We start from the raw sequence: 11858 nt of genomic DNA, 5'->3' as shown, positions 1-11858 counted from the left end.
CCTACCGGTCGGCCGGGGATTTGAAGCCGAACGAGGCCAGGATGGCCTGGCCCTTGTCCCCGGCCAGGAAGGCGATGAAGGCCTTGGCCGCGTCCTTTCGCGGACAGGTGGCCACCATGGCCGCCGGATAGACGATGGGGGCGTGGCCGGTCAGCGCAGCCACGACCCGCACCCGCTTTTGAGCCATGCGGGCGTCGGTGGCGTAGACGAAGGCCGCGTCCACCTCGCCCAGGGCCACGTAATCGAGGGCCTGCTTGACGGACAGTCCGTAGACCATCTTGGGCGCCAGCCGCTCCCACAACCGGACGTTGTCCAGGGCCTGCTTGGTGTAGCTGCCGGCGGGCACGGCATCGGGCTCGCCCAGGGCCAGCCGGCCGACCTTGGGGCCGGCGAGATCCTCGAGGCAGGTGACCGTGGCCAGGTCGGCCGGCACGGTCAGCATGAGCTCGTTGGCCGTGAAATCGAGCCTGGTCGCCGGGTCGATGAGGCCACCCTGGGCGGCGCGGTCCATGGTGACCTGGTCGGCCGGGGCGAAGACGTCCACGGGCGCCCCGGCCTGGATCTGCTGGAGCAACTGGCCCGAGGCGGCGAAATTGGTGAAGACCGTGATGTCCGGATGTTCGGACTCGAAAGCCTTCTTGATTTCCGTCATGGCCGCCGTCAGGCTGGCCGCCCCGGAGACGACCAGTTCCTCGCAGCGGCCGGGACGGGCGGCAAGGACGACCAGACAGGCCAGCAACAGGGCGGCGGGAAGGCGAATCCGCGTCATGTCGGCACTCCGTGACGGTGGTCAGGCGATGCGCAGGCGCCCGGGGAGCCTGCCCCCGGGGACGGCCGCAGGCGCGCGGCTCCCGGCCTCCGGCTCCGCTTGCGGCGGCAGGCAGCCGGCCGGCGCGGCCGGGCGCGGCCCGGACCGGTTGGAGCGGGTGCGCTTTTCCGCGTACATGCGGGCGTCGGCGCAGGCCAGCAGGTCGGCCAGGGAGCCGGCGCAGTCGATGTCCAGGCACGACAGGCCGATGCTGGCCGAAAGCGTATAGGCGCGTTTGCCGCGGGCATTGAAGTCGGCCATGCGGGCCAGCAGCCGGTCCTTGGGCTCCACGGCCGCGTGGGCCGACTCCTCCAGGCCGAACACGGCGAACTCGTCGCCGCCGAGCCTGGCCACCACGTCGGATTCGCGGAAGGTGGCCCGCAGGATCTCCGCCATGTCCCCGAGCATCCGGTCGCCCTCGCGGTGGCCCAGGTCGTCGTTTATGCGCTTCATGCCGTCGAGGTCCACGTAGAGCAGAAACGCCCCCCGGGCCAGGCGGCGGGCGGATTTGAACATCTGGCCGGCCAGGGTCAGGAAGCCCCGGCGGTTGAAAAGGCCCGTGAGTTCGTCGGAAAGCGCCGCGCCGGCCAGCTGCCTGTAGAGTTGGTGGCGCTCGATGGCGTGGAGGATGGCCCGGAAAAGCGACTGGCCGTCGAAGGCGCCCTTGACCAGGAAGTCTTGCGCCCCTTCGCGCACGGCCATGGTGGAGATCTCCCGGTCGTCCAGGCCCGAGAGCACGATGATGGGCGTTTCCGGGAACCGGGCCCGCAACGTGGTGAAGGTGGTCAGGCCGGTGGAATCCGGGAGGTTCAAGTCGAGCAGGGCGATGTCGGCCCCGCCGGCGGCCAGCAGTTCGATGCCGTCGGCCAGCAGGGTGGTGTGGCGCAGGTCGAAGGCGGCGTCCGCGCCGTCCTCCAGGTAGGCCCGCACCAGTTCCGCGTCGCCGTAGTCATCCTCGATGAGCGTGATGCGCAGCGTCATGGCCGGGCTCCCGGGCTCGCCTCGCGCGGCGGCAGTTTCACCAGGGTCAGCCAGAAATCCTCCACGCTTTTGACCACCTGGAGAAAATCCGGGAATTCCAAAGGTTTTTTCAGATAGCAATTGGCCCCCAGGTCGTAGCTGGCCAGGATGTCGGCCTCGGCCTCGGACGTGGTCAGCACGACCACGGGAATCGAGCGCAACATGCGGTCGCTTTTCATGGCCGCAAGTACCTCGCGGCCGTCCATGCGCGGCATGTTGAGGTCGAGCAGGACCAGGTCCGGCCGTTTGGCCCCCTCGTGCTCGCCCTGGCGGCGCAGGAAGCGCATGCCTTCCTCGCCGTCGGCCACGCGGTCGATGCAAAGGCGGATTTTGGCGTCGGCCAGGGCCTCCAGGATCAGTTCCACGTCGCCGGGATCGTCCTCCATGAGCAGAATGCGCACCGGGGCGGCGTTCATGCCGGGCTGGCCTCCAGGTCGGGCAGGGTAAAGGAGAATGTGGAACCCGTGCCCTCCTCGGATTCCACCCAGATGCGGCCGCCGTGGCGTTCGACGATGCGCTTGCAAAAGGCCAGGCCGATGCCGGCGCCTTGCCGCTGGGCGGTCGTGTGCAGGCGCTGGAACATGCGAAAGATCCGTTCGAAATGCTGGGGTGCGATGCCCTGGCCGTTGTCGGTCACGGCGACCGTCCAGCCGCCGTCCTCGCGCCGGGCCGAGACATGGATGACCGGGGGCCGGTCGGCTCGGTACTTGACGGCGTTGCCGACGATATTTTGGAAAAGCTGGGTGATTTGTGTGGCATCGGCCACGAGCGTCGGCAACTCGCCCCGCGTGACCGTGGCCCCGGTTTCGGCCAGGGGCAACTCCAGGTTGTCCAGGGCGGCATCGAGGGCCGCTGCCAGTTCCATGGGGGCAAAGGCCGCGCCGCGCGTGCCCAGGCGCGAATAGGCCAGCAGGTGGTTGATGAGCTGGCTCATGCGCCGGGCGCCGTCGACCATGTAGGCCACGTAGCGCTCGCCGGTTGCGTCGAGGCTGCCGGCGCAGCGCTTGGCCAGCAGTTCGGCGAAGCTCGTGATCTTGCGCAAGGGCTCCTGGAGGTCGTGGGAGGCGACGTAGGCGAACTGCTCCAGGTCCCGGTTGGAATGCTCCAGGGCGGCGGTTTTCTCGGCCAGCACGCACTGACGTTCCTCGAGCTCCCCGGCCATGGCGTTGAAGGCCCGGCCGAGCCTGGCCAGTTCCCGGATGCGCGGCGAGGCGGGCAGCCGGGTGGCCAATTCGCCGCGCCCGATGGCCTCGGCCCCCTCGACCAGAGCCACGATGGGGGAAACCAGCAGCCGCGTGCCGCACAGCCAGGCCGCGCCCAGGCCCACCAGGCCGACCACGGCCAGCCAGGCCATCTGGTGGAAAAGCAGGCTTCGGGCCGCGGCATAGGCCTCGGCAAGCGGCATGGCCACGAAGACGGCCGGGGAATCGGCCGCGCCCGGGGTCAGCCTGGCCACGCCCACGAGCTTGGCCTGGCCGTCCAGCCCCGTGGCCTCCAGGCTGCCCGCCGGCTTGGCCCGCACGGCCCGGCCCAGGGGGGTTGCGGCGATGTCGCGGCCCACGTCTTCCGGTTCCTGGGGAAAGGCCGCCAGGATCGTGCCCGAGGCGTCGAGGACGTCGACCGTCTCGCCGGGGGCGCCCGGGGCGGCGGCAACCGAACGGCCCAGGGCGTCCAGGGTCAGGCTGGCCGCCACCACGGCCTTGACCTCGCCGGACCAGCCCAGGGCCGGGCAGGACACGACGGCCACGGGCCGCCCCGCGTCGGTGATGCGAAACGGGCCGACCCGGCAGGTTCTGTCCCGTTCGGCCTGGCGGAACCAGTCGCGTGTGGCGAAACTGACCCCGCCCAGGGGGGTATGGCTGGACGGAGAGGCGTCGCCGGCGTTGTCCACGGCTTCGGCGATACGCTCGCCGCTGGCGGACACGGCCAGGATATTGGCGATGCCCGGCCCCGACTGGCGCAGCAACTGGCTGAACAGCAGCGCGCAGCCCTGGGGGTCGAGGACCCGCACCACCGTGGTCGCGGCCAGGCTTTCCACCAGCCGCAGCGCCCCGGCCAGCTGTTCCGCCTGGGCGGCGGCCAGGGTCTGGGCGCGATTGGCCACGGCGGCCTTGGCTTCGTCCCTGGCCTTGGCCCGCTGGTCCAGGCCGTGGTACAGGGCCAAGCCCAAGGCCGGCAATACGGCCAGGAGCACCAGGGCCATGAGCGTGGCCCGCAGTCCGGGCGCGGGCGGTCGCGGCGACCGGGAAAGGGGAGGTGGGCTGGAATGCACGTTGCCATCGTCCTTGCCGGCTCGAGCAACTGGCAGCCGGCGCCGGAGCATCCGTAACGCGCCTGACGGCGCAAGGTACGCCCATGACCGCGGCGGCAGGCCGCCTGGGCAGGCATTGCAATGTCGACAGTTGATATGCTTTTATGGAGTTTCTGTAAAGTTCCGGATGCACTGACACTTGTGCTTGGAAAATCGTGTCCTCGATCATTCGGCCGGACCATTCTCGGAAATGCGTCGTTGCGCTGTCCAGAATAGACCTTGTAGAGAAATCACTCTTTCCGATAAATCGTGATTGTTGGCCGGGCTCGGTCCGGCTTGGACGCAGGGGCGCTCCCCGCCGGTGGAAATCCGGCCCCGGGCGGTTGCCAGCGGCCAAGGGGCGGTCTATGGAAGGGGCAACCCGGCGCGGCGACAGCCGCGCCAACCCCGCGAGGTCCCATGCGCCAGGGCGATGCCCCGAAAATCCTTTCGCCCATCGAGGCCGTGCGGCGCTATTGCCTGGCCGCCTGCATGGGCGGGCAGCGCAGCCTGGTCGCCTCCTGCACGGACAGGGGCTGCCCCTTCCATCCGTTGCGCATGAAGGAGGTTCCGGAGGGTTTCGGCGTGCGGGTGGTGCGGGTCGTGCGGCGGTTTTGCCTGCGTTGCACGGTGGGTGACCGCGACGCCATACGCCGGTGCACCGAACGGGACGCCTGCCCCGTCTGGCCCTACCGGGTCGGGGTCTCGCCCCGAAAACTCAAGCGCCTTCTTGCCGAAAAGCGCCGCCCCAAACAGCTCGAATTGCCGCTCTAGCCCGGCTCCCTGCCGGCCCCGTCGGTTTCTTCAAGGAATTGGCTACCGGGAAGGCCTTGCCTGTGGCAACGACAGCCTTGCTCGAGCCCGGTGGGCTTCTTCAAGGAATTTGTCCGCCAGAAGGCCTTACCCCCGCCTGTCCGCTGCGGCGCGCCGCCTATCCGGCCATGGCCGTGGCGCGGGGCGTCGGCCGGCCAGGGGCGGCCCGCCGGCGTCCGCCGGGGCCGGGAAGCCGGGCCTTACGGCGCGGGCGTGGCGATGACGCGGTTGCGGCCGGCTGTTTTCGCCCGGTACAGCCTCGTGTCGGCTTCCTTGAGCAGGTCCTCGAACGAGGCCTCCGCCGCGTCGCTTACGCCGACGCTGACGGTATAACCGACGCAACGGCCGCGGGTGGCCACGACAGCGTCCTCGACATGCCGTCGAAAGGCCTCGTAGGCGGGCAACAGCTGGGCCACCGTGCGTCCGGGGCTGGCGACGCAGAATTCCTCGCCGCCGATGCGGCCGATATGGTGTTCGTCCTGAGGAAAATGCGCGCGCAGGCAGGCGCCGAGGTGGCGGATGACGTCGTCGCCGGCCTCGTGGCCGAAGGTGTCGTTGACGTGCTTGAAGCGGTCGATGTCGATCATGGCCACGGTGAGCGGGACATGGGATTGGCGGGCCTGGGCCAGGGCGGCCTGGCCGGCCGCGAACAGGGCCCGCCGGTTGGCGGTGCCACTTAAGGGATCGGTGTAGGCCAGTTCCTTGATCGTGGCGAACTGGCTGAGCATGTCGATGTTCAGCGACACCCGGCAGTAGAATTCCTCCACCTCGAAGGGCTTTTTGATGTAGTCGTTGGCCCCGTTTTTGAGGAACCGGATGGGCGTCGATTTGTCGTCGCTGTTGGACAGGCCGATGACGGCCTGCTCGTCGATGCGGCTTATGCGCCGTATTTCCCGGGTCAGCTCCACGCCGTCCATCTCCGGCATGGCGTAATCGACCAGGACCAGCTTGATGTCCCGTTGCGCCTGCAGGATGGCCAGGGCCTCGCGGCCGGAGGCGGCTTCGAGGACATGGTAGCCGTGGGCCCGCAGCAGGTTAGCGATGCTTTTGCGGTAGAGCTTGGAATCGTCCACCACCAGGCAGCCCATGTCCCGGTTGGCGATGATTCGTTTGACTTGGCGCACGGCCAGGTCCAGGCCGCATTCGGACTGCTTGAGGATGTAGTCCACGATGCGCTTGGTCCAGAAGGCCTCGCGCTGGGCGTCGCTGACGTTGCCGGTGAAAACGATGCCCGGGATGCCGTGGGACAGGACCAGGTCGATGATTTCCCCATGGGGCGCGTCGGGCAGGGTCAGGTCGAGCAGGGCCGCGTCGAAGGCCGTGTCGCCGCTGTCGAGGCGCTCCAGGCACTCCCCGAAAGTCTTCAGCCAGACGGTTTCAACCCCCAGTTCCTGTTCGAGTTTGCCTTTGAGCAGGCGGCCGAAGAGGGTGCTGTCCTCGACGAGGAGCACACGGCGGGGCAGGGGGGGCGGTTGGGGCTGGCACATGGGGCATGCTCCTAGGTCGAGCTGTTTCTAACATGTCGGGCAACGTCTGGAAACCGTCCCGGAGCGGGGTCTTGCGTCCATTCGCCGTGGTTCGCCGTTTGCCGGGCCTGGCGGCGCGCCGGGCCGCCGCGGCCGCTGACCCCGGCGGACGGCGCCTTTTGGCCGGCAAACGGCGGCGGCCCGCCTCCTGACGCCTTTCCCCATCCATGGGCTCGTTGCCGCCGTCCGCCGAAATTCGCGGGCACCGCCATCGCGGGCCGCCTACAAGGGTCCCATGCCGGCCCGGGAACCACCCGCCGGCCGGGCCGGCGATGGGCGCCGTCCCGGAAACCAGCGGCCCGGCCGACCGCCGGCCCAAAGGAGCGCGCCATGCAACCGTCCACGGCCGACCCGGCCCACTCCCCGCAGTTCGCGAGACTCGTGCGCAAGCGCTGGGGCGTCTCCCTGACGCTGACCGCCTTCATGCTGGCCGTCTACTACGGCTTCATCGCCATCCTGGCCTTCCGGCCCGACCTGTTCGCCACTCGCGTCGGCGAGCACCTGACCGTCGGCATTCCCATCGGCCTTGGCGTCATCATCGTCTCCTGGCTGGCCACGGGCATCTACGTGCGCTGGGCCAACGACGACTACGACACCGCCGTCGACAACCTCAAACACGCCATGCGGGAGAATCGGGGATGAACACCTTCACCACCACCATCGGGCAACCCAACGCCACGTCCATCCTCTTCTTTTTCTTCTTCATCGTCGGCACCCTGGTCATCACCTATTACGCCGCCAAAAAAAGCCGGGGCGCCTCCCAGTTCTACGCCGCCGGCCGCTCGGTCACGGGCTGGCAAAACGGCCTGGCCCTGGCCGGCGACTACATGTCCGCCGCCTCGTTTCTGGGCATCGCCGGCCTGGTGTCGCTCAAGGGCTACGACGGGCTCATCTATTCCATCGGCTTTCTCGTCGGCTGGCCCATCATCATGTTTCTCATCGCCGAGCCCATGCGCAACCTCGGCAAATACACCTTCGCCGACGTGGTGGCCTACCGGCTGTCGCAAAAGCCCATCCGCATCGCCGCCTCGGTGGGGTCGCTTCTGACGGTCTGCTTCTACCTCATCGCCCAGATGGTGGGCTCCGGGGCGCTGATCAAGATGATGTTCGGCTTGCCTTACGAAACGGCCATCATCCTCGTCGGCGCGGTCATGATCGCCTACGTGCTCTTTGGCGGCATGCTGGCCACCACCTGGGTGCAGATCATCAAGGCCGTGCTCCTGCTCGCCGGCGCCACGGTCATGGTGGGCATGGCCCTGTCCAAGTTCGGCTTCAACGTGGTCGACCTGTTCAATACCGCGGCCGCGACCTACGGCGAAAAGGTGCTCAACCCCGGCGGGCTCGTGGCCAACCCCCTGGACGCCGTGTCGCTTGGCATCGCGCTCATGTTCGGTACGGCCGGCCTGCCGCACATCCTCATGCGCTTCTACACCGTGCCCGACGCCAAGGCCGCTCGTAAATCCGTGTTCTACGCCACCGGGCTCATCGGCTACTTCTACGTGCTCACCTTCATCATCGGCTTCGCCGCCATGGTGCTCGTGGGCCGCGACGTGGTGGCCAAGGTCGATGCCGGCGGCAACATGGCCGCCCTGCTCCTGGCCGAAGTGACCGGCGGCACGGTGTTCCTGGGTTTCATCGCTGCCGTGGCCTTCGCCACCATCCTGGCCGTGGTGGCCGGGCTGACCCTGGCCGGCGCGACCACCCTTTCCCACGACCTCTACGCCAATGTCTGGCGCAGCGGGAATTCGTCGGAAGAGGACGAAATGAAGGTGGCCAAGCGGGCGACCGTGGGCCTGGGCGTGGTGGCCATCCTGCTCGGCCTGGCCTTCAAGGGCCAAAACGTGGCCTTCATGGTGGGCCTGGCCTTCGCCATCGCCGCCAGCGCCAACTTCCCGGCGCTGATCCTCTCCATCCTCTGGAGGGGGACCAGCACCTTCGGCGCCACGGCCAGCATCGTCACCGGCACCGTGACCGCCGCCGGGCTGATCCTGCTCTCGCCCACGGTCTGGGTGGACATCTTCGGCAATCCCGCCGCCATCTTCCCCTGGAAAAACCCGGCGCTGATCTCCATGCCCGCCGCGTTTGCGGCCGGCTGGCTCGGCTCGGTGCTCGTGCCCGACGCCAAGGCCCGTTCCCTCTACGCAGCCCAACAGATCCGCAACTACCTCGGCGTGGGCGCCGAGTGAACATCGGGAGGGGCGTCGCCCCTCCCGAACCCACCCCACCGGGGGCCAAAAGGGGCTTTGCCCCTTCTGGACTTCCCCACCGGGGGGGATCATCCCCCCCGGACCCCCTGGAAGGGGGAGGAGGGTTGTGATGGCGTTGGCAGGGTTGGAGAGCAACACGAGGGCCCGGGAATTGGCCGAGGCCTTGGATGCCGTGCGGGAACCCGGGCAACTGCCCGGGCTTTTCCAGGGTATCCAGGAATGCGTTGCCGCTGCGGCCGGGGTGGGCGACGCCCTGGAGACGGGGCGGCTGGCCGCCGCACTGCACGACAGGCTGCTCGCCCGCGCCGCCGCCCTGGCCCGGGACGGCCCGGGCCGGCCCCCGGACGGCTGGTGCCTGGTTGTCCTTGGCAGCCAGGGACGCAACGAACAGTTGTTGGCCACGGACCAGGACAACCTGCTCGTCTTGCCCGATACGGCCAACGGGGAAGGCGAGGGCGGCGTGGCCAACGGGAGCGCCAGGGCCAATGGGGCCACTGTGGTCGGTAGCGGCGAGGGGTCCGGCAGGGCCGACGGGGACGACCGGTGCGACGGGGCCGGGGACCACGGGGCCTTCGCCGCCTTTGCCGGGCGGCTTCGCGATATCCTGCGCTGCGCCGGCTTGCCGCCCTGTCCCAAGGGCATCATGGCCGCCGCGCCCGAGTGGCGAAAGTCGCTCGGGGGTTGGCGCGACGCCGTGGACGCGGCCGCCGAGCGCCCGGATGCGGCCGGCGTGCTGCTGGTTTCGCTGCTGGCCGACGGACGGGCCGTGGCCGGCGATGCCCGCCTGGCCGCGGCCCTGGCCGGCCATGTCCGGCGCCGGGTGGCCGAGGCGCCGCTGCTTGTGCGCATACTGGCCCGGGAGGCCATCCGCTTCGCCCCGTCCACGCCCTTTGGCGGCCATCTGCCCCTGGGGTTGTTCGGTTTTGGCCAGGCTCCCTGCGACAGCAAGCGCGCGGCCGTCTATCCCCTGGTCCTCGGCATCAAGGCCCTGGCCCTGGAGGCGGGGTTCGCCCAGACCGGGACCGTCCCCCGCATCGAGGCCCTGTCCGGGCGCGGGCTGGTCGGCCGGGAGCTGGCCGACCGCCTGATCCGGGCGTTTCGGGCCGTGCAGGCCGCCCGCCTGGACAGTCAGGCCCGGGCCTTTCGCCAGGGTATGGCCGTGGACAACCGCCTCGATCCGGCCCAACTGCCGGACACCGCCAAGGACGGCCTGCGCCGGGCGCTTCGCGCCGTGGGCGAGTTGTGCGCCATCCTCGAACACCATTTCGGTCTGGCCTACCTGACCTGACCCGACGGAGGAACCATGCAGGCCCGCGATCCTTCGCACCAGCCCGAGTCCGTCCAGGCCTTCCTGGCCGGCGTGCCGCCCTTTGACCGGCTGCCGTCCCTGGAACTGGCCGCCCTGGCCGCCGGGAGCCGGGTGGCGCTGTACCTCAAGGACGAATCCGTGCCCCTGGAGGGGCTGGCCGGGGGTTGGCTGTGTTGCGTGCAGCGCGGCGGCCTGCGCCTGCGCGGCCCGGACGGCGGGCCCGCCCGTGACGACCTGCGCGGCCAGGGGGAGTGTTTCGGGCTGGGGGCCGTGCCTGGCGCCGGGCCCGGAGCCCGCGAGGCCATAGCCCTGGAGGACACGTTCCTCGTGCGCCTGCCCGGGGAGGTTTTTGCCGCCGTGTGCCGTCGCCACCCCGAAGTAGCCGCCTATTTCGACGACGCCCTGGCCCAGGCCAAATCCGAAAGCCGGACCGCGGGCCTGGCCGCCTGCCCCGAACCCGACGACGGCGACTACCTCTTCACCCGCCAGGTGGGCGAAGTGGCCTCGCGGGGCCTGGTGCGGGTGCCGCGCGGCACGGACCTGCGCCAGGCCGCCCGGGTCATGGAGGCCGGGCAGGTCGGCTCGGTGCTGGTGTGCGAGGACTCGGGCGCGGTCATCGGCATCGTCACCGACCGCGACCTGCGCCGGGCCGTGGCCACCGGCCTGCCGCTGGACGTGACCGTCGAGACCGTCATGTCCGCCCCGGTCGAGGCCGTCGTCGCCGAAACCTCCTGCTTCGAGGGGCTCATCCGCATGACCGGGGCCGGCATCCGCCACCTGCTCGTGGCCCGCGACGGCGAGCCCGCCGGCATGGTCACGGCCAGCGACCTGCTGCTCGCCCATGGCCGCTCGCCCATGGCCTTGTTGCGGGCCATCCGCCGGGCCGACGACGCGGCCGACCTGGAGGCGCTTTGCCGCAACATCCGTCCCATGGCCGCCGCCCTGGCCGCGCGGGGGGCGGCGGCCGTGGCCGTGGCCCACCTGCTGACCCTGCTGGCCGAGCAGGTGCTGGCCCGGCTGCTTGGCCTGCTGGAAAAACGCTGCGGCCCTTCGCCCGCGCCCTGCCGCTGGCTGGCCCTGGGCGCGGCCGGCCGGCGGGAGATGCTGCCCGCAACCGGCCTGTCCCTGGCCGTGGTGCCGGACGACGGCGGCGATGCGGTCATCGCCCGGGCGGCCCGGACGTATTTGCAGGCGCTGTTGCCCATGCTCGGCGAGGGGCTTGGCCGTTGCGGCTTGCGCGCAGGGCGGTGCGGGCTTTACCTCGGCGACCCACGAGCCCTGTTCGACCCCACCGGTTTTGCCGCCGACGGCGACCCCCTGGACCACGAGGCTTCGCTGGAGGGCTTCGACGCCCGGGAGCTGCCGGGCTGCGGCCGCGAGGCGCCTGCGGCGGTGCGGGAAGCCGTGCCGGGCCTGCCGCCTCCGGTGCTTGAGGCCATGTTGCGCGCGGCCGTGGCCCGTCCGGCGCCCCTGGGGCTGTACAAGGGCTGCCTGATGGAACGCGACGGCGCGACGGCTGCGCGCCTCGACGTGGCCGGCCGGGGGTCACGCCCCCTGACCGCCCTGGCCCGGCTCGCCGCGCTGCGCTTTGGCATCGGCGCAACCGGCACCGTCGCCCGCCTGGAAGCCCTGGCCAGGCACGCCCACCTGCCAGCCGCCACGGTCGGGGCGGCTGTGGACGCCTTCGGCTTTTTCGAGGGTGAGCGGCTCCTCGCGTTGCTGGCCGCCGGCGATGGCCCGGGCCGGGAGGAGGCGGCGCTTGCGCCGGAAACCATTTCCCCGCGCCGCCGCCATGCCTACAAGGCCGCTTTCGCCGCCCTGGAAAACCTGCGCCTGGCCTTGGCGGGCGGCCTTTGCGCGCACGAGGGCGCGCCATGAGCCGGCC

Annotated in this window: 10 protein-coding genes; 5 read left to right on the top strand and 5 right to left on the bottom strand. The window is 70.2% G+C overall.

The features are described from left to right. Position 1 precedes the first annotated feature (1 nt). The 4 genes from modA to ACP59X_RS13535 are packed head-to-tail and all read right to left on the bottom strand — an operon-like array spanning position 2 to position 4100. The gene (gene modA, locus ACP59X_RS13550) at positions 2-769 is read right to left on the bottom strand and encodes a molybdate ABC transporter substrate-binding protein (protein ID WP_428559173.1); all 768 of its coding nucleotides are present in this window, start codon (positions 767-769) and stop codon (positions 2-4) included. A gap of 21 nt (positions 770-790) precedes the next feature. Then, the gene (locus tag ACP59X_RS13545) at positions 791-1789 is read right to left on the bottom strand and encodes a GGDEF domain-containing protein (RefSeq protein ID WP_428559171.1); all 999 of its coding nucleotides are present in this window, start codon (positions 1787-1789) and stop codon (positions 791-793) included. After that, the gene (locus ACP59X_RS13540; RefSeq protein WP_428559169.1) at positions 1786-2244 is read right to left on the bottom strand and encodes a response regulator; all 459 of its coding nucleotides are present in this window, start codon (positions 2242-2244) and stop codon (positions 1786-1788) included. The genes ACP59X_RS13545 and ACP59X_RS13540 overlap by 4 nt, the downstream gene beginning before the upstream one ends. Next, positions 2241-4100, bottom strand: a complete 1860-nt coding sequence (locus ACP59X_RS13535; RefSeq protein WP_428559167.1) for an ATP-binding protein — start codon at positions 4098-4100, stop codon at positions 2241-2243. Before ACP59X_RS13535 ends, ACP59X_RS13540 begins: the two co-directional genes overlap by 4 nt. Positions 4101-4538: 438 nt before the next feature. On the opposite strand from ACP59X_RS13535, the gene ACP59X_RS13530 reads away from it, so the two are divergent. Then, complete coding sequence (locus ACP59X_RS13530; protein WP_428559165.1) at positions 4539-4892, top strand: hypothetical protein; 354 nt, start codon at positions 4539-4541, stop codon at positions 4890-4892. Positions 4893-5131: 239 nt separating this feature from the next. On the opposite strand, the gene ACP59X_RS13525 is transcribed toward ACP59X_RS13530, so the two are convergent. Next, positions 5132-6418 (bottom strand): GGDEF domain-containing response regulator, encoded by a 1287-nt coding sequence (locus ACP59X_RS13525; RefSeq protein ID WP_428559163.1) that lies wholly within the window; start codon positions 6416-6418, stop codon positions 5132-5134. Between the two features lie 369 nt (positions 6419-6787). On the opposite strand from ACP59X_RS13525, the gene ACP59X_RS13520 reads away from it, so the two are divergent. The 4 genes from ACP59X_RS13520 to ACP59X_RS13505 all read left to right on the top strand — a co-directional run bounded on the left by ACP59X_RS13520 (position 6788) and on the right by ACP59X_RS13505 (position 11851). Beyond that, positions 6788-7099, top strand: a complete 312-nt coding sequence (locus ACP59X_RS13520; RefSeq protein WP_428559161.1) for a DUF485 domain-containing protein — start codon at positions 6788-6790, stop codon at positions 7097-7099. After that, complete coding sequence (locus ACP59X_RS13515) at positions 7096-8643, top strand: sodium:solute symporter family transporter (protein ID WP_428559159.1); 1548 nt, start codon at positions 7096-7098, stop codon at positions 8641-8643. The genes ACP59X_RS13520 and ACP59X_RS13515 overlap by 4 nt, the downstream gene beginning before the upstream one ends. A 130-nt stretch (positions 8644-8773) precedes the next feature. Continuing rightward, positions 8774-9952, top strand: coding sequence for a DUF294 nucleotidyltransferase-like domain-containing protein (locus tag ACP59X_RS13510; RefSeq protein ID WP_428559157.1), 1179 nt, complete (start codon positions 8774-8776; stop codon positions 9950-9952). Between the two features lie 15 nt (positions 9953-9967). Then, positions 9968-11851, top strand: coding sequence for a putative nucleotidyltransferase substrate binding domain-containing protein (locus ACP59X_RS13505; protein ID WP_428559155.1), 1884 nt, complete (start codon positions 9968-9970; stop codon positions 11849-11851). Positions 11852-11858: the final 7 nt, after the last annotated feature.

Origin of the sequence: Solidesulfovibrio sp. DCME (genome assembly GCF_049995385.1) — a bacterium.
Classification (GTDB): Bacteria; Desulfobacterota; Desulfovibrionia; order Desulfovibrionales; family Desulfovibrionaceae; genus Solidesulfovibrio.
The sequence above is the reverse complement of the archived record's forward strand: the minus strand, read 5'-3'. Positions and strand labels throughout refer to the sequence as shown.

What these genes read in the sequence shown, in the direction of transcription:
- ACP59X_RS13520 (WP_428559161.1), top strand. Translation starts at nt 6,788, where the DNA reads ATGCAACCGTCCACGGCCGACCCGGCCCACTCCCCGCAGTTCGCGAGA.
- ACP59X_RS13505 (WP_428559155.1), top strand. Translation starts at nt 9,968, where the DNA reads ATGCAGGCCCGCGATCCTTCGCACCAGCCCGAGTCCGTCCAGGCCTTC.
- ACP59X_RS13525 (WP_428559163.1), bottom strand. Translation starts at nt 6,418, where the DNA reads ATGTGCCAGCCCCAACCGCCCCCCCTGCCCCGCCGTGTGCTCCTCGTC.
- ACP59X_RS13530 (WP_428559165.1), top strand. Translation starts at nt 4,539, where the DNA reads ATGCGCCAGGGCGATGCCCCGAAAATCCTTTCGCCCATCGAGGCCGTG.
- ACP59X_RS13540 (WP_428559169.1), bottom strand. Translation starts at nt 2,244, where the DNA reads ATGAACGCCGCCCCGGTGCGCATTCTGCTCATGGAGGACGATCCCGGC.
- ACP59X_RS13510 (WP_428559157.1), top strand. Translation starts at nt 8,774, where the DNA reads ATGGCGTTGGCAGGGTTGGAGAGCAACACGAGGGCCCGGGAATTGGCC.
- ACP59X_RS13545 (WP_428559171.1), bottom strand. Translation starts at nt 1,789, where the DNA reads ATGACGCTGCGCATCACGCTCATCGAGGATGACTACGGCGACGCGGAA.
- modA (WP_428559173.1), bottom strand. Translation starts at nt 769, where the DNA reads ATGACGCGGATTCGCCTTCCCGCCGCCCTGTTGCTGGCCTGTCTGGTC.
- ACP59X_RS13515 (WP_428559159.1), top strand. Translation starts at nt 7,096, where the DNA reads ATGAACACCTTCACCACCACCATCGGGCAACCCAACGCCACGTCCATC.